This window comes from Streptomyces sp. CB00455 (assembly GCF_001905445.1).
Lineage (GTDB): Bacteria > Actinomycetota > Actinomycetes > Streptomycetales > Streptomycetaceae > Streptomyces.
This window is the reverse complement of record NZ_LIVQ01000001.1, coordinates 532,040-549,053: the sequence shown is the minus strand read 5'-3', so window position 1 is coordinate 549,053 and position 17,014 is coordinate 532,040. Positions and strand designations below refer to the sequence as shown.

The window sequence follows — 17,014 nt, the reverse complement described above, 5'->3', positions numbered from 1 at the left end:
GCCGCGCGCCGCTTCCGGCGCCGGGGCGGCGGCGCCGGAAGGGAGCGCCCCTGATGGATGCGATGGATGCGGCGGACGCGGCCGATGCGTTCCGGGCGGGCGGACGGCGGGCCGAGGCCGGGGTCTCCCCGCCCAGCGGGCTGCTCGACGTCCTGAACGTCGCCGCGGTCGTCCTCGACGCCCAGGGACGCGTCGCCCTGTGGAGCCCGCAGGCCGAGCAGCTCTTCGGCTGGACGGCGAAGGAGGCCCTCGGCCGGCCCGCCGCCCGCCTGCTGGCGGCCGAGCAGCACGTGGACCTCGTCCTGGAGCTGTTCGCACGGGTCATGGGCGGCGCCGGCGACTGGGCGGGGGCCTTCCCCGTGCGGCACAGGGACGGCGGCACGCGCCTGGTCGAATTCCGCAACATGCGGCTCCTGGACGAGCGGGGGGACCTCTACGCCCTCGGCATCGCCACGGACCGCACCCGGCTGCGCCAGCTGGAGCGGGACCTGGCCCTCTCCGCCCGCCTGGTGGCGCAGTCCCCGATCGGGCTGGCGGTCCTGGACACGGACCTGCGCTACGTCCTGGTCAACCCCTCACTGGAACGCATCAACGGGCTGCCGGCCGCCGGCCACATCGGCCGCAGCGTCCGCGAGGCACTGTCCTTCCTCGACGACGCCGGAGCCGTCGAGTCGGCGATGCGCCAGGTCCTGGCCACGGGAACGCCACTGGTCGAGCAGTTCACCGCCGGTCACACCCAGGGCGACCAGCACCATGAACACGCCTGGTCGGTGTCCTACTACCGGCTGGAGGACTCCGCCGGGCGGGTCCTGGGCCTGGCCACCTCCGTGGTGGACGTCACCCAGAGCCACAAGGCGGCCAAGGAGATAGCCCGCAGCCGCCGCCGCCTCGCCCTGATCGCGGACGCCACCGTGCGCATCGGCACCACCCTCGACCTGGACCAGACCGCCCGCGAGCTCGCCGACGTCGTCGTGCCCGAACTAGCCGACATCGCCGCGGTCGACATCCTCGACTCCGTCCTCGAAGGCCGCCCCAGCCTGAAGTCGTCCGCCCACGAACCGGCCGTCTTCCGCGCCCTGGCCCTCGCCTCCGCCTACCCCAGCGAGGCGGTGCGCGCCGCCGACCCCCCGGGTGACATCGCCCGCTACGAGGCGGACCGGCTGGTCACCCAGTCCGTGACGAGCGGCCACCCCGTCCTCGTGGCCCACGTACAGGCCCGGGACATCTCCCGCATCGCCCGCGACGACGACGCCGCGGCCCTGCTGGCCCGCGCCGGCCTGCGCTCCTACCTGGCCGTGCCGCTCATCGCCCGCGGCGAGGTGCTGGGCGCCCTCGACCTCAAGCGCACCCGCAACCCGCTGCCCTTCAACGACGACGACATCATCCTGGCCGGCGAACTGGCCGCCCGCGCCGCCGTCTGCATCGACAACGCCCGCTGGTACCGCAACGCCCACCACACCGCCCTGGCCCTCCAGCACCACCTCCTCCCGCACCACCCGCCGCCCACCCCCGGCCTGGAAGTCGCCTACCGCTACCGGCCGGCGGCGGCCACCAGCGAGATCGGCGGCGACTGGTTCGACGCCATCGCCCAGCCGGACGACACCACCGTCCTCGTCGTCGGCGACGTCATGGGCAGCGGGATCAACGCCGCCGCCGGGATGGGGCAGCTGCGCACCGCCACCCGCACGCTCGCGGAGCTGGCGCTGGAGCCGACCCGCGTGCTCCAGCAGCTCGACCGCACCACCAGCGCGCTGGAGGAGACCATCGCCACCTGCGTCTACGCCGTGTACGACCCGCACCGCGCCGAGTGCCGCATCGCCGTCGCGGGCCACCTGCCGCCGGTCCTGATCAGGTCGGGCCGGGCCCCGCGGTTGCTGGACCTGCCCACCGGCACCCCGCTGGGTGTGGGCGGCGTCCCCTTCGAGACCACCGCCGTGCGGATGGAGCCCGGCGACCAGCTGGTGCTGTACACCGACGGGCTGGTCGAGACCCGCGACCAGCCCATCGACGAGCGCCTCGGACTCCTCCTGGACCTGCTCGCCGACACGAGCCGCCCCCTGGAGGAAACCTGCGACCGCCTCCTGGACACCCTGCGCCGGTCGGACGACCACGACGACGTCGCCCTGGTCATCGCCCGTGCGAAACCGCTGTGAGATCGTCGGCGGGCCACCGGCGGTGGTGCCGGTCGATGACGTAGTGGTGGCCGTGCCGCCAGCCGTCGGCCGCGGGGCGGGCGCCGGCGAGATGGGGGTGGCCGGGCGGCAGGTCGGGGTGGACGTGCTCCAGCCGGGACGGGTCGCGGGCGGGCCAGGCGCGGGCGGCGGCCACGGCGCCGGCGAGGGAGACGGCGCCGAGGACGAGGGCGGTCACCGGCAGACCGGCGGTGGAGGCGAGCAGGCCGGCGAGCGGGTAGGTGAGCAGCCAGCAGCCGTGGGAGAGGGAGAACTGCGCGGCGAATGCGGTGGGCAGGTCCGCATCGGCGGTGGAGCGCCGGATCACCCGGCCGGCCGGCGTCAGTACGGCGGAGCAGGCGGCGCCGAGCGCGGCCCACCCCGCCAGGAGGGCGGCCCAGGACCAGCCGGCCGGGGACGCCGCGGTCACCACGGCGACGCCCGTGAGCACCACCGGGAGGGCGAAGGCCGCCGGGAGCATGAGGGCCCGGTCCGCGAAGCGGCGCAGCAGGCGCGGCAGCGCCGACGCGGTCAGCATCGATCCGGCGCCGTAGGCGGCCAGGGCCAGGGAGACGGCGTCGGCCGGGCGGCCGAAGTGGTCGCGGACCAGGGTGACGGTGTCCACGAAGACGATGGCTCCGGCGGCCGCGACCGCGAGGTCCAGGGCGAGCAGGGCCCGCAGACGGGGCGTGGCCCGGAACAGGTGGGCACCGAGGGCGGCCTTGGCGCGGGCGGACCGGCCGCGGGGGCGCCCGGCCGGCTCGCCGGGGGCGGGTACGGGCCGGGCCCGCACGGTGGAGGCGACGAGGGCGGCGGACGCGGCGAAGCCGGCCGCGGTCCCGGCGAACAACCAGTCGTAGGAGACCAGGGTCAGCAGGGCCGTGGCCAGCGCCGGGCTGAACAGGCTCTCCAGGTCGTAGGCGAGCCGGGACATCGACAGCGCCCGGGTGTAGTCGGCCTCGGCGGGCAGGACCTCGGGGATCGTCGCCTGGAAGACCGGCGTGAAGGCGGCCGATGCCGTCTGGAGCAGGAAGACCAGGACGTAGACCTGCCAGACCTCGCTGACGAACGGCAGGGCGGGCGCGACGGCCGCCCGGGCGAGGTCGGCCCCCACCATCAGGGTGCGCCGCGGCACCCGGTCGGCGAGGGCGCCGATCAGGGGGCCCACGAAGACGTAGGTCACCATCTTGATCGCCAGGGCGGTGCCGAGCACGGCCGACGCGTCGGGCCCGGCGATGTCGTAGGCGAGCAGGCCCAGCGCGACGGTCGCGAGTCCCGTACCGGCCAGGGCGACGGCCTGGGCGGTGAACAGGCGCCGGTAGGTGCGGTTGCGGAGTACGGAGAGCATCGGTCCCGTCCCGGTCGGCAACGAGGGCAGACCTCACCACCATAGCCAACGGGTGCGCACCTATGCACGTGTTATCGCGGGCACGCGGCCCGGGGGGACGGGGGCACACGGGGACGGGACACATGGGGACGAGGTGCGGGTACGGGTACGGCTCGACGCGGCGCGAAGGGCAGGGCGGGCAGGCGCGGCGGGGCAGGCGCGGCAGGCAGGCGGGGCGGCTCAGTCGTGCGGAGGCAGGGAGCGGAGCTGGTGGTCGGCCACGCTCAGTGCCTCGTCCACCAGGCGGCGCAGGTGCCCGTGGCCCAAGGCGTAGACGACACGGCGCCCGTCCTTGCGACTGGTGACCAGCCCGGCGAGGCGGAGCTTGGCGAGGTGCTGGCTGACGGAGGGACGGGCGGCCCCGCAGGCTTCCGTGAGGGTGCCGACGTCGGCCTCGCCCCGCCCGAGCTCGTCCAGCAGCGCCAGGCGGGTCGCGTCGGCGAGCAGCGCGAGGACGGATACCGCGACGGCGAGCCGCTCGCTGCGTTCCTGCGCATCGCGTGCACCTGCCATGTGCGTGCTTGCGCTCATGCGCACATGGTAGGCGCCGGCAGTCGGCGGCCCGCGCGCGATCGGCCGCCCGCTCCGGCGCCCCGCCGGCGCCCCGCCGGCGCCCCGTCGGCGCCCCGCCGGCGCCCCGTCAGCGCGGCGGCCCCGCGGCCGGCCCGGGGAGGAGCAGTGCCGGGCGCCCGTACGGAGGATCTGACGGCGGATGCGTGGGCGGCGCCGCCCGAGCGGATACGGATGGTGGGTACCACTTCGTGCTCAGCCGTCCGCCTGCGAGGAGAACCCATGGGCTGCATCAACCGACGAGACCTTGCTCTGCTGGCACTGCGCGCCGGGACGGGCGCGGTGCTGATGGCGCACGGGACGCAGAAGCTCTTCGGCTGGTTCGGCGGCCACGGTCTGGAGGGGACGGCGGCCGCCATGGAGCACATGGGTTTCGAGCCCGGGAGGCAGAGCGCGATGGCCGCCGGCCTGGGCGAAGCCGGGGGCGGCGCGCTGCTGGTGCTGGGCCTGGCCACGCCGGCGGCCGGCGCCGCGGCGGCGGGGGCCATGGCGGGAGCGGTGGCCGTGCACGCGCCGGCCGGGTTCTTCGCCCAGGGCGGCGGCTTCGAGTACCCCGCCTTCCTCGGTTTCACGGCGGCCTGCATCGGTCTGGCCGGGGCGGGCCGGTACTCCGTCGACCACGCCACCCGCCACCGCTTCGACCAGCCGTGGATGCTGGCGCTCGCCTTCGCGGGCAGCGCGCTCGCGGCGGCCGCGGTCGTGACCCGACGGGCCACGACCAAGGCGCGGGCGCAGGCGGGGGGGGAGGGGGCGCAGGAGTAGCCGTGGGTGACCCGCCGGCCCGGCAGCCCGCCGGCGGCGTCCTTCACCGCGGCGGCGGCGAACCCAGCGGTAGCGGGCGGCATATGGCCCCCGCGGCCGCGGGGGTTCGGGGCCGCCGCAGGGAGCCGCCCCACCGCAGGGGTCGGGGCCGCCTGGCGTCAGGCCGCGGCGACCCTGTTCACGAAGGCATCGAGGTTGTCCGACATGCGCGTGAGCCGCTCGTCCAGCGTCAGGGACTCCTCGTACCGCCCGGCGCGCAGCTTGGGCTGCCGCTTGCCCCGCACGTAGAGCGGGCAGGCGAGGTCCGCGCAGACGTAGATGCCGACCGTGTTGCCCTCGCGGCCCCGCGCACCCGCCAGCGGCGCCGCGAGCAGGGTGACGCCAGAGGACGCGTGCCCCGTCAGGCATATCTGGCACAGGCTTGACTTCACCGCGCTGGTGCGGCCGACGGACGGCACCCGCAGTGAGATCCCCAGGGGGCCCTCCGCCCGCGGTACGACGAGATGGGCCCGCAACGGCGCGCCCGGATCGACCCATCCGAGGAAGTCGAGTTCCTCCCAGGGCAGATCGGTGAAGTCGAGGGGCAGCCGCAGGCGCGCCGCCTCGCCCTTGGTGCAGTTCACGAAGGAGGAGCGGATCTGTTTCTCGGTGAGTGGTTCCACGGGCGCCGACCCTACGCGGTGTCCTGACCGGCCCGCATCCCGATATCGGCGGCCCCTGGTCGCCCGCCGGCCCCTGGTCGCCCCCCGGGCCCTGTTCGCCACCCGGCGCGCCCCGCGACCGTCAGGCGCGCACCACGGGAATGCCGTCCGGCCGACCGGCCAGCAACGCCGCGAGGTGATCGGCACAGTGCAGGGCCGCCCCGGCCATGGCGCCGCGGGTCATCCCGGCGACGTGTGGGCTGAGCAGGGCGCCCGGCATCCCGAAGAGCGGCGACGCGAAGACGGCGTGTTCATGGGCGAAGGTGTCCACAGCCGCGGCCGCCGGCGGCCGCGCCGGGTCGGCCAGCGCGTCGGCGAGCGCCCGCTCGTCCACGATCCCGCCCCGCGAGGTGTTCAACAGGACCGACCCCGGCCGCATCAGTGCCAGTTCCTCCCGCCCGATCAGCCCGCGCGTCCGCGCCGTCAGCGGCAGGTGCAGGGACACCACGTCGCTGCTGGCCAGGAGCTCGCCGAGCGTCCCGGTCCGGCGAACCGGCCCCGGCCCCGGCGCCGGCCGACGGGAGAAGCCCTGGACCGCCATGCCCAGGGCGCGTGCGCGCGAGGCCAGCGCCAGACCGGTCCGCCCCAGTCCCACGACGCCCAGGGTCAGCTCCGACAGCTCTGCCGCGGGCCCGGCCGGAGGGGCCCATCGGCCCTGATGGGCCGCCTCGTTGAGGGCCGGCAGACCACGGGTCAGGGAGAGCAGCTGCGCCAGGGCGAACTCTGCGACGGCGTTCGCGTTGGAACCCGGCGTGTGGGTGACGGTGACACCGTGGCGGGCGGCCGCGGCCAGGTCGACGTGGTCCGTACCCGCTCCGGCCCGGCCGATCACCCGGAGCCGGTGGGCGAGCGCGGGACCGGTCGCCGCCGCGAGGAAAGCGGCGCGCATCGGCACGCTCCCGCGGGATTTCACGGCGTGGTAGCCGGCTCCGTCCCGGACGGTCTCGGCGATCAGCGCCTCCTCGTCGAAGGCGTCGAAATCGGTGAAGGCGACCCGGTGCCCCCAGACCGCCCGCGCGTCCGCCGGGTCGGTCACCCGCCGCAGGTTCAGCGTCACGGCCAGCCCATGGCCGAGCAGACGCTCCAGCTCGCCCCCCAGCAGCTCTCCCGGTGCCGCGTCCAGCAGCAGTACGCGCATGTGCGCCGCCCCCTTTCACCCGGACGGACCCTACGCGGTGGTCGGTCCTGGCCCCGCGGCCGGGGCGCGGCATCACCCTCCGCGGGCCGGGACGCGCGGCGGGTCAGCGGCCGGGGCGGGTCGGTCCCCGGCCGTGGCTCGCCACGACTATGCGCGGCCGGGAGGGCAGCGTCCCGCAGGCCGTGCCGGGCACCCGGGTGATCCGGCCTCCGGGGCCGCCCGTCGCCGCCTGACCGGACCGGACCGGACCGGACCGGACCGCACCGGGCTCGGTGCCGGGCGGGACGGGCTCGGCGCCGGCGATCAGGCGGGGCGACGGCGCAGGTGGGTGGTGAGGTGGTGCTGCATCGGCAGGCCCACGGCCGCCATGTCGTGGGTGACCGTCATGTCCTCGCCGCGCAGGGCGTAGTGGCGCCGGTTGCCGGTGACTTCCTTCGCCAGCGGGGTCAGCGCCACGTCTGTGGTCTCGATTTCGATGTCGATCTCCGTCGCGATGTCCGTGCCGGCCACCCGTCCGACGTACGTCTCGACGATGCCGGTGGGATGGGCCAGGACGACTTCCAGGGTCGCGTCGGGCGTGACGCGCCACCAGCCGGCCTCGCGCCCCGCCGGACGCACCGGGGCCCCGGAGCCGTCGATGAGCCACGCGCGCGCCTCGTAGCGCAGGAAGGGGCGGCCGTCGTGGCTGAAGACGATCTCCTGCTCGTAGCGGAAGTCCTGTTCCAGGGTCGGGTATTCGCCCCGGCCCCGGCCGTGCCAGCGGCCCAGCAGCGGCAGTACGGGACGCAGCAGGGGATGCGGATCGGGGCCCTCGCCGAGGACGTGCGTGTCGGGGTACGGATTGTCCTGCGGCGCCTCGAACATGTTCACCTTTTGTCGGTCCCGCCTGCCGGCGTACGCCCCCGGAAGCCCGGGTGGGCCGGGGAGCGCAGCGTAGCGCGACGCCGGGTGGCGTGCTGCGGCCGGTCGGCCGGTCGGCCGGTCGGCCAGGCGCGGGTGCGGGCGGTGACGGAGGCGCACATCCCCAGCCGCCCACCGCCCACCGCCCACCGCCTGCCGCCCGCGGCCCCGCCCGTCCCGCCCGCGCCGGAGTACGGGGCGAGGCGGGTCCGGGGCCGGTGGGGCAGCGCCCGGTGCAGCCCCCCGGTCACCCGGCAGCCCCCCGGTCACCCGGCAGCCCCCCGGTCACCCGGCGGACCCGCGGTCACCCGGCAGCCCCCCGGTCACCCGGCGGACCCGCGGTCACCCGGCAGCCCCGCCGTCACCGGGTCAGCAGGACCTCCGCGACCTGAGCCGGCACCGGCGCGAGGCCGGCCGGGCGGGTGGTGAAGGTGCCCCGGCCCTGCGTGCGGCCGCGCAGCCGCGACGCGTAGCCGAACAGCTCGGCCAGCGGCACGGTCGCGGTGATCACCGCGGTCCCGGATCCGGCCGTCGAGGCCGAGACCCGGCCGCGGCGGGCCGCGAGATCGCCCAGGACGCCGCCCACGCCGTCCTGCGGAACGGTCACCGTGACCTCGGCGACCGGCTCCAGGAGCTCCACCGCGCTCCTGCGCAGCGCTTCGCGCAGCGCGAACCGGCCCGCGGCCCGGAACGCCATCTCCGATGAGTCCTTGGAGTGGGTCGCCCCGTCGGTCAGGGTCACCCGCAGCCCCGTCACCGGGAACCCGCCGAGGGGGCCCTCCGCGAGGGCGTCCCGGCAGCCGGCCTCCACGGCCCGCGCGTACTCCTGGGGCACGCGTCCGCCGACGACCGTCGAGCGGAACTCGAAACCAGCCCCCTCCCAAGGCTCCACGTCGATGACGACATGGGCGAACTGGCCCGCGCCCCCGTCCTGTTTGACGTGCCGGTGGATCAGGCCGCTCACCCCGCGCACGACGGTCTCGCGGTAGGAGACCTGCGGCCGGCCGACGACGACCTCCACCCCGTGCCCGCCGCGGATCTTCTCCACCGCGACCTCCAGATGGAGTTCGCCCATCCCCGACAGCACGGTCTGCCCGGTCTCCGGGTCGGACCGCACCACCAGCGACGGATCCTCCTCGGCCAGCCGCGCCAGCGCCGCCGAGAGCCTGCCGGTGTCCAGGCTGCGGCGCGCCTCGACCGCCACCGACACCACCGGCTCGGCCACTGACGGCGGTTCGAGGACCAGCGGGTGGCCGGGCGCGCACAGCGTCGTGCCCGCCCGCGCGGTCTTCAGACCGACCACGGCGACGATGTCACCCGCCACCGCCTCCTCCCGCTCCTCGTGCCGGTCGGCCTGTACCCGCAGGATCCGGCCCACCCGCTCCGTGCGGCCGGTGGCTCCGTCCCGTACGCAATCGCCCTTGCGCACTGTTCCCGCGTAGACGCGCAGATAGGTGAGGCGCCCCGTCGCCGTCGCCGTGACCTTGAAGGCGAGGGCCGTGAACGGCTCCGCCGGGTCGGGGGCCCGCTCCTGGTCCGTACCGTCGGCCGTCCCCCGTACCGGCGGCATGTCGGACGGCGACGGCAGGTACGCCAGGACGGCGTCCAGCAGCGGCTCGATCCCGCGGTTGCGGTAGGCCGAGCCGCACAGCACCACGACACCGTCCCCGCGCAGGGTGAGCTCCCGCAAGGCGCGGACCAGGGTCCGTTCGGTCAGCGCCGATGTCGCGCAGAACTCCTCCAGGGCCGCCGCGTCGAGTTCGGCCACCGCCTCCTCCAGGAGCCGGCGTCGCCGGACGGCCTCCTCGCGCAGCGGGTCGGGGACCTGCCCCGTCTCGTACGTGTCGGAGCCGGCGTGCCAGAGCAGCGCGCGCATCCTCAACAGGTCGACGACGCCGGTGAAGGCGTCCTCGTTGCCGACGGGCAACTGGACCACCAGCGGGACCGTGCCCAGCCGCTGCCGGATCGAGGCGACGGCCGTGTCGAGGTCGGCGCCCGCCCGGTCCAGCTTGTTGACGAAGGCGATGCGCGGCACGCCGTGACGGTCCGCCTGGCGCCACACCGACTCGCTCTGCGGTTCGACCCCGGCGACGGCGTCGAACACCGCGACCGCGCCGTCCAGCACGCGCAGGGACCGCTCGACCTCGTCGGAGAAGTCGACGTGGCCCGGGGTGTCGATCAGATTGACGCGGTGTCCGCTCCAGGAGCAGCTCACGGCCGCGGCGAAGATGGTGATGCCGCGGTCGCGTTCCTGGGCGTCGAAGTCGGTGACGGTCGTACCGTCGTGGACCTCGCCCCTCCGGTGGATGGCACCGGTCGCGAACAGGATGCGTTCGGTGAGGGTGGTCTTGCCGGCGTCCACGTGGGCGAGGATGCCCAGGTTGCGGACGGCGGTGGGGGACGGGGGGGCAGGCGGTCGCCTGGTGGTGCGCATGGCCCGAGGCCTTTCGGATGACGAGGAGAAGGGCGGCGCGATTCCCGGACGGCGGTCCTGGCCTGTGCCGTTCCGTCCCGCCCCGTCCACTCCCGCCCGCCGGTCGGCCGGGGTCGGCTCCGGCGCCTTCCGTGGACGGGAGCACCGGGCAGCCGCGCCCGGCCGAGGGCGGGTTCAGGGGGGACGGGGGAGGAGCGGAGAGGACTAGACGTGCGTCACGGGCACACGATGACGGCCGCGCAGCCGGCACCGCGCGCTCCGGGACACCGGGATCACGTCGTACCGGGACGGGGGAGCGAACGCGGCAGTGCGGTACGTGCACATGGCCCGGCTCCCCTTTCTCTTCACTCGGCATGAGGCGTGCGCGGCCCTGCCGGCAGCGCGTGTGGCGAGTGTAGGGAGGGAAGTCGCCCCGGAGCACGGCATTTTCCGCGAACGCCCGGCCGGCGCCTGACGACAGGTCTCCCGGTCTCCCGGTCACCGGGCACCGCGTCCCGACTCGGGCGGCCCCCGCCCGCCGCAACGGCGTCGCCCGCCGGGCCCCGCAGGAGGAACACCCGTGGACCCACTGGCCGAACTTCCCGCGGGCCAGCCCGTCCCCGCCGACGACGGAGCGGCCCACCACCTGCCGGGACTCGCCACGCCCCGCATCGAGTTGCCGAGGTCCGAGGGCGGCAGCGTCCGCCTCGCCGCGCTCGGCGAGGGGCGGACGGTGCTCTACCTGTACCCCCTCAGCGGCAGGCCGGAGACCGACCTGCCGCAGGGCTGGGAGGAGATCCCCGGGACGCGGGGCTGCACCGCGGAGGCGTGCGACTTCCACGACCACCACCGCGAGCTGCTGGATGCCGGGGCCCACCGGGTCTTCGGTCTGTCCAGCCAGGACCGGGCCTACCAGCGCGAACTCGTCGGCCGGCTGCGCCTGCCGTTCGGCTGAGCGCGCCGCGGCCGGGGCAGGACCGGGGGCCCGGGGAGAGGTGGTCTCTCCGGGCCCCCGGTTCGCGTACACCGCGGGGGACGCGTGTGTGTATGTGCGACATGGAGAGAAACGATCCGCCAGGAGAGTGGTTACGGGCCCGGGAGAAATTGGAACGAGCGAGGACGGCGAGGGCGCGTCCGTCGATCTCGGGGGGTCGGTGCTGCACCGCCCGCTGGCGGATGCGTGGGCGGTGCTGTTCGCGGACGCCGCACGCCTCGGAAATCCGCTCGGCGACCGCAGCAGCACAAGGCACAGTGACCCCATGGATGAACGAGGGCTGGACCGCGACGGGACAATCGCACGCGAAGGCGCGCTGGACCGAGTGCCAGCAGGGTTCGTCCCCGTCGTCGATGCCGCCCGCGCTCACATCACCGAGACGTTCGGCAGCACCCGCCTGCACAGCGCCTACCTCTACGGCAGCATCCCCCGCGGCACCGCCACCCCCGGAGTCTCCGACCTCGACCTCCAGCTCGCCCTCCACGACGAGCCCACCGAAGCCGACCACGCTGACGCCAAAGCGATCGAGGCCGTACTCGACCGTGCTTTCCCGCAGATCGATGGCGTCGGGATCCTGCTGACCAGCACGCGGGTTCTGCTGAGCGACCTCGAACGTCACGATGGCGGATTCTTCATCGCCTGCCTCTGCACCCCGTTGCTGGGCCCTGACCTCGCAGAACAACTGCCCCGATACCACCCCACAGCCCTGCTCGCGCGGGAGACCAACGGCGACCTCGTCCGCGTGCTTCGACACTGGCGTGCCAAAGGAGCCGAAGCCACGACGGACGCCGATCGCCGGACTCTCAGCCGTCTCGTCGGCCGTCGCATCGTCCGCACAGGATTCACCCTGATCATGCCCCGATGGGGCGGCTGGACCAGCGACCTCGACCAGTCCGCTGAGCTCTTCGGGCGCTACTACCCCGAGCGCGTCGAGCAGATGCGTGTCGCCGCGTCCATTGGCCGTGCGCCCTCACCCGATCCGGCGGTGCTCGGGATGCTCATCAACGACCTCGGGCCTTGGCTCGCGGCCGAATACACAGCCGTGCACGGCGAGAAAGCCCCCCGTCCCTGACAGGCTGCCCACGCCTTCGCCAGGGCGTTGACGGGCCGCCAGACCCTGGGCGCCGTGGCGGTGGAGCGCCGCGTCCTGCTCTTCGCCGTCGTCGCCGTGGCGGTCCACCCGCTAGGGGAAGGCCGGACGGTCGCCGGTACCGCCAGACCGCGGCGCCCGGCGGGTGATCGCCCTCGCGACACCGCCCCGCCCGGGGACCGGCGCCCCGACCTGGCCTCGGGACCGCGCGAGGGAGCGGCGTCCGGCCTCGCGCCGGTGGGGGAGCTGCCTCCCGACTACGTCCTGAAACCCGAGGACCGGGTCGTCATCGCCGCCACGCGCCGGGACCTGGCGGAACTCCGCGGGCGCGCGGGCGCGCGGGCGCGCCGTCGCTGAGGCGCGCCTGCCCCGACCGGCGTTTCCCCGCCGGATCGCGGGGCACTCGCCCTACGCGGCGCTCGGGGGGCACGGCCGGAACGACCACGGCGGATGGCCCCGGCGGGCCGCCGGACCGAGACCGGACCACCCCGGACACCAGGAGCGCCCGTGACGGAGCTGCACCACTTCACCGACGCACTCGACGGCCCGGTGTACGTCGTCACGGCGGCGGCCGGACAGGAGCGCGCGGGCTGCCTGGTGGGCTTCGCCTCGCAGTGCTCGATCCATCCCCCGCGCTTCGTCGTCTGGCTGTCCACCGCCAACCACACCTACCGGGTCGCGCGCGAGGCCCCGTACCTGACCGTCCACCTGCTGCGCCGTGACCAGACGGAACTGGCCGAGCTGTTCGGCGGCGAGACCGGCGACCGAGTGGACAAGTTCGCGAGGGCGGCCTGGCGTCCGGGCGCGGAGGGCAGCCCGGTCCTCGCGGAGGCCGAAATCTGGTTCACCGGCCGTGTGGAGGGTCAGATCGAAGGCGGGGACCACGTCGGATTCCTGCTGGCGCCGGACCGGGAAGGCCCGCCCGTCGAGGGGCCGCCGCCCGCCCTCCTGCGGTACGGCGACGTCCGGCACATGGAGGCCGGCCACCCGGCGTAGCCGGTGCACCCGCCCCCTGTGGCCCGTGCGCTACGGGCCCTCCCGCGGCCCGGCCCCGCGCCCTGCCACCGCCCACCCGCCGGGTAACCCGGCGCCCCCCACACCCCGGCCTGGCCCCCGGCCCTGCGCCCCCCCCACGACCCCGTGACCCGTCCCGGCCCTGCGGTCCCGCGCCCTTCCCGGGCGTCCCGCCCCTGCGGCCCCGGGGGCGGGCCAGCCCGGCGGCTGGTCAGATGCGGCTCACCCCGACCCGTTCGGCCATGCGGTGCAGGCGGGGATGACGCTCGCGCCGTGCGCGGGCGTGCCGGTCCAGTTCCTCCATCAACCGCTCGGAGCGCTTGTCGACCCCCAGCTCGTCCAGGACCCGGTCGGCCTCGGTCAGCAGCGCCCCGTACAGCTGCCACTCGCGCGGATGCGCCTCGGCCTCCTGTGACAGCAGGACCGCCAGGGTGTCGCGGCTGCGGCGCGCGATCCCCAGCTCGTCGGCGAGCCGGCTCTCCGCGACCTCCGCGTTGGCGCTGACCTGGGCCGTGATGAGCTGGGCGAAGGCCTCGACGGCGACGGCCAGGTGCCGGTACAACTCCTGCAGCGCGTGGGCGGCCTGCGGCCGCAGCAGCGGCTCCTCACCGCGCACCTTGGCCAGATCGGTGAGCGTGCGGCAGGACACCCGCAGGACCACCGCGCAGATCTCCAGCGTGTCGAGCCCCGTCCGCAGCACGAGCCGGAACATGGTGCCCTCGCGCACCCTGGGGTTCAGCCGCAGACTGTCCTCGGCCTGCCGCAGGGCGGCATCGACCAGGACGACGTCGTTGTCCAAGCGGCGCGCTTCGTGCAGCCGGGCCGCCGCCTTCTCGACCGTCGTCGGGTCGCCCGCCCCGTCGCCGATGTGCAGCAGCAGGGTGCGCATGCGCGAGGAGAGGTCGGTGATCGCGTCACTGGCGGGCCCGACCCAGACGGGCGGGACGAACAGGACGTTGAAGGCCAGGCCGACGGCCGCGCCGATCAGCGTCTCCAGCACCCGGTCCCAGGCCGTGTCCGCCACCCTCGTCACGCCGAGGACCAGCATCGCGCTGATCGCCACCTCGGGCACGAACTCGCCCGCCCGTACGATCCGGCCGACCACGAGCGAGGCCAGGATGATGAGCCCGAGGCTCCACCAGGTCAGGCCGACCAGCGCGCTGAAACCGATCGCGAGCAGGACCCCGGCCACCACCGAGTTGACTCTCCGGATCCCCGTGGTGAGCGTGGTGTAGAGGGTCACCTGGACGACGAGGAGCGCGGTGAGCGGAGCGGTCAGCGGAGCCGGCTCGCTGCTGAGGCGGAGCGCGACGACGTACGAGACGACGGCCGCGGCGGTGGACCGGAACGCCTGTACGACGGCGGGCTCCCGGTGCCGGCGAACGAGCTGACGTAGTGGGGCAAGTGCTTGCGTCATTTCCTGCCCCTTCCCCGTTCAGCCCGAACAATCGCGCGACCGCACGGGGCACAATCCCCGCGCGTCGTGCATCCTCCGGGCCTCCCCCTGCGGAATATCTGACGCGACCCCGTACGCAGCACGGGGCCGAAGCCGGGCGGACGGCGCTCGGCGAGACGAGTGGGAGTACTCCGTGCGCACGCAACACGCGAAGCGAAACGTACTGGTCGTGGGCGCCGGGCTGGCCGGGCTGGCCTGCGCCCACGACCTCGCGGCGGCCGGCCTGCCCGTACGGGTGCTGGAGGCGGGCGACGAGGTCGGCGGCCGGGTCCGCAGCGACCGGGTGCGCGGCTGCGTCATCGACCGCGGCTTCCAGGTCTTCAACACCTCCTACCCTCAGGTCAGAGCCCGGATGGAACTGCGGGCCCTGCGGCTGTCCCCGTTCACCCCGGGCGTGGTGACGCACACCGGCGGGGGACGGCTGCAACGACTCGTCGACCCGGGCCGCCGCCCCCGGGAGGCGGCGCGACTGCTCGGCAGCGGCATCGCGCCCCGGGACCTGGCCGCGCTCGGGGCGCTCTGCGCCCGCGACATGCTCGCCCCCGCGGCGCTGCTGCGCCGGCCCGGCCCCGGCCGGACGACGCGTGCGGCGCTGCGCCGGGCCGGCTTCTCCGACGGCTTCGTCGAGGACTTCTTCCGGCCGTTCCTGTCCGGGGTGTTCCTGGAGGACGAACTGGAAACCGCCGCCCGCGTCTTCCACCTCGTCTGGCGCAGCATGCTGCGCGGGACGCTCTGCCTGCCCGCCGAGGGGATCGGGGCGGTCCCGCGCCGGCTGGCGGACGGCCTGCCGCCCGGTACCGTACGGCTCGGGACGGCCGTCACCGAGCTGACCGACGAGGGCGTGCTGAGCGCCGGGGACGGCGAAGTGCCCGCCGCCGCGGTGGTCGTGGCCACCGGGCCGGGGCCGGCCCGCCGCCTGCTGCCGGGCCTGTCGACACCCCCGTACCGGACCGTGACGACGTACTACCACGTGACGGCCCGGCTGCGGGGGCGCGGACCGGACCTGGTGACCGACCGCGCCCGCCGCTTCCTGAACACCTGCGTCCTCAGCGAGGTGTCACCCGCCTACGCGCCCGCCGGTACCTCCCTGATCGCCACCTCCGTCCTGGGACCCGGCTCGCCCGGCACGGGGAAGGCGCTGCGCGAGGCGTTGGCCGAGGTGTACGGGACGGACACCTCGGGCTGGGAGGAGCTTGCCGTACGCACCGTCGAGGAGGCGCTGCCGGCCATGACGGCGCCGTGGCCGCTCTCCCGCCCCTCGCGCCGGGGGCCGGGCCGCTACGTCTGCGGCGACCACCGCGCCACGGGCTCCGTGCAGGGCGCGCTGGCCTCCGGGGCCCGGGCTGCCCGCGAGGTGCTCGCCGACCTGGACCGCTGATGTCTCCCGAGCGCGCCGGCGTCGCCGGCCCCACCGCGCGGGGAGCGGGCGGGACGCCCGGCGGGCCGGGGGCCCCCGCGCGGGGCCGGCCGGCGGGCACGGCCGACGTGGGGCTGAGCACCGGAGCCGTGGCCCAGCGCCTCGGCGTGGCCCCCACCACCCTGCGCTCGTGGGAACGCCGCTACGCCATCGGTCCGGCCGTGCGCGTCGACGGGAAGCACCGCCGCTGGCTGCCGGAGGACATCGGTCGCCTGGAGGAGATGTGCCGCCTCACCTCGCTGGGCGTGCCGCCGGCCGAGGCGGCGCGGGCGGCCCGGACCCCGGGCGCGGTCTCCCCGCGGCCCGCAGCCGGCTCGGCGGCCGCTCCCGGACGGCCGCCGGGTGGCCGCGACGCCCTGCCGCTGGGGCGTGTGCGCGCCGAGTGCCGGGGGCTCGCCCGGGCTGCCGTACGGCTGGACGCCCCGGCCGTGGAGGACCTCCTGCGCGCAGCCCTGGAGGAGCACGGCTGCGTCCCGGCCTGGGAGGAGATCATCGCCCCGACCCTCCACGCGGTGGGCCGCAAGTGGGCCTCGGAGCAGGAGCGCTACGTGGAGGTGGAACACCTCCTGTCCTGGCTGGTCTCCACGGCGCTGCGCGGCCTGCCGCGGACGGCCGAGCGGGCGGGCACACCGCCCGTACTCCTGGCCTGCGCCCCCGGAGAACTGCACAGCCTCCCCCTCGAAGCGCTCTGGGCCGCGCTGGGGGAGCGGGGGCTGGGGGCGCGGATGTTCGGCCCGGCGGTCCCGGCGGACGCCTTGGCGGCCGCCGTGCGGCGGGTCGGCCCGTCGATCGTGGTGGTCTGGGCGCAAGGCCGGCCGGCGGCGGCCGCCGACGTCGTGAGCGCGGTCGAGGGTGTCGAGTGGGGCCTGCGCGGCGCCCGGTCCCGGTCCACGCTCCTGGTGGCGGGGCCCGGGTGGAACGCCGTCCCGGAGGCCGGCTCCAGGCGTCTGACCGGACTGCGGTCGGGAGTCGAACTCATCGAACGGCTGCTGGCCCGCTGA

At 75.5% G+C, this 17,014-nt stretch carries 15 protein-coding genes; 8 read left to right on the top strand and 7 right to left on the bottom strand.

The genetic code is table 11. The features are described 5' to 3' along the window. The first annotated feature begins 62 nt into the window (after positions 1-62). Positions 63-2,153 (top strand): SpoIIE family protein phosphatase, encoded by a 2,091-nt coding sequence (locus tag AMK16_RS02590; protein ID WP_073910274.1) that lies wholly within the window; start codon positions 63-65, stop codon positions 2,151-2,153. Here AMK16_RS02590 and AMK16_RS02585 read toward each other — a convergent pair. Beyond that, positions 2,128-3,519, bottom strand: a complete 1,392-nt coding sequence (locus AMK16_RS02585; RefSeq protein ID WP_073907970.1) for an MFS transporter — start codon at positions 3,517-3,519, stop codon at positions 2,128-2,130. The genes AMK16_RS02590 and AMK16_RS02585 overlap by 26 nt on opposite strands. A 219-nt stretch (positions 3,520-3,738) precedes the next feature. Beyond that, positions 3,739-4,089, bottom strand: a complete 351-nt coding sequence (locus AMK16_RS02580) for an ArsR/SmtB family transcription factor (RefSeq protein WP_073907967.1) — start codon at positions 4,087-4,089, stop codon at positions 3,739-3,741. Positions 4,090-4,350: 261 nt separating this feature from the next. Between AMK16_RS02580 and AMK16_RS02575 the strand changes: the two genes are divergently transcribed. After that, positions 4,351-4,890, top strand: coding sequence for a DoxX family protein (locus AMK16_RS02575; protein ID WP_073907964.1), 540 nt, complete (start codon positions 4,351-4,353; stop codon positions 4,888-4,890). A 158-nt stretch (positions 4,891-5,048) separates the two neighbouring features. Here AMK16_RS02575 and AMK16_RS02570 read toward each other — a convergent pair whose 3' ends face one another. From AMK16_RS02570 to fusA, 4 genes are all read right to left on the bottom strand, one after another. Next, positions 5,049-5,552: an FBP domain-containing protein gene (locus AMK16_RS02570; protein ID WP_073907961.1), complete on the bottom strand. Its 504-nt coding sequence runs from the start codon at positions 5,550-5,552 to the stop codon at positions 5,049-5,051. 121 nt (positions 5,553-5,673) lie between these two features. Further along, the gene (locus tag AMK16_RS02565; protein ID WP_073907958.1) at positions 5,674-6,729 is read right to left on the bottom strand and encodes an NAD(P)-dependent oxidoreductase; all 1,056 of its coding nucleotides are present in this window, start codon (positions 6,727-6,729) and stop codon (positions 5,674-5,676) included. Between the two features lie 303 nt (positions 6,730-7,032). After that, on the bottom strand, positions 7,033-7,593 hold the full coding sequence (locus tag AMK16_RS02560) for an FABP family protein (RefSeq protein WP_073907955.1): 561 nt from the start codon (positions 7,591-7,593) through the stop codon (positions 7,033-7,035). 397 nt (positions 7,594-7,990) lie between these two features. Next, on the bottom strand, positions 7,991-10,063 hold the full coding sequence (gene fusA, locus AMK16_RS02555; RefSeq protein WP_073907952.1) for an elongation factor G: 2,073 nt from the start codon (positions 10,061-10,063) through the stop codon (positions 7,991-7,993). Positions 10,064-10,622: 559 nt separating this feature from the next. Here fusA and AMK16_RS36115 point away from each other — a divergent pair. From AMK16_RS36115 to AMK16_RS02535, 4 genes are all read left to right on the top strand, one after another. Then, the gene (locus AMK16_RS36115; protein WP_158071199.1) at positions 10,623-10,997 is read left to right on the top strand and encodes a hypothetical protein; all 375 of its coding nucleotides are present in this window, start codon (positions 10,623-10,625) and stop codon (positions 10,995-10,997) included. A 304-nt stretch (positions 10,998-11,301) separates the two neighbouring features. Continuing rightward, complete coding sequence (locus tag AMK16_RS02545; protein ID WP_073910269.1) at positions 11,302-12,108, top strand: nucleotidyltransferase domain-containing protein; 807 nt, start codon at positions 11,302-11,304, stop codon at positions 12,106-12,108. 27 nt (positions 12,109-12,135) lie between these two features. After that, positions 12,136-12,483: a hypothetical protein gene (locus AMK16_RS02540; RefSeq protein WP_073907949.1), complete on the top strand. Its 348-nt coding sequence runs from the start codon at positions 12,136-12,138 to the stop codon at positions 12,481-12,483. Between the two features lie 150 nt (positions 12,484-12,633). Continuing rightward, a complete protein-coding gene (locus AMK16_RS02535) occupies positions 12,634-13,122 on the top strand; it encodes a flavin reductase family protein (RefSeq protein WP_073907946.1) in 489 nt (162 codons plus the stop codon). Positions 13,123-13,351: 229 nt separating this feature from the next. On the opposite strand, the gene AMK16_RS02530 is transcribed toward AMK16_RS02535, so the two are convergent. Then, a complete protein-coding gene (locus AMK16_RS02530) occupies positions 13,352-14,557 on the bottom strand; it encodes an FUSC family protein (RefSeq protein ID WP_073907942.1) in 1,206 nt (401 codons plus the stop codon). Between the two features lie 172 nt (positions 14,558-14,729). Between AMK16_RS02530 and AMK16_RS02525 the strand changes: the two genes are divergently transcribed. Together AMK16_RS02525 and AMK16_RS02520 are read left to right on the top strand one after the other, a co-directional pair. After that, positions 14,730-15,974 (top strand): NAD(P)/FAD-dependent oxidoreductase, encoded by a 1,245-nt coding sequence (locus tag AMK16_RS02525; RefSeq protein ID WP_073907939.1) that lies wholly within the window; start codon positions 14,730-14,732, stop codon positions 15,972-15,974. Further along, positions 15,974-17,014, top strand: a complete 1,041-nt coding sequence (locus AMK16_RS02520; protein WP_079191273.1) for a MerR family transcriptional regulator — start codon at positions 15,974-15,976, stop codon at positions 17,012-17,014. The genes AMK16_RS02525 and AMK16_RS02520 overlap by 1 nt, the downstream gene beginning before the upstream one ends.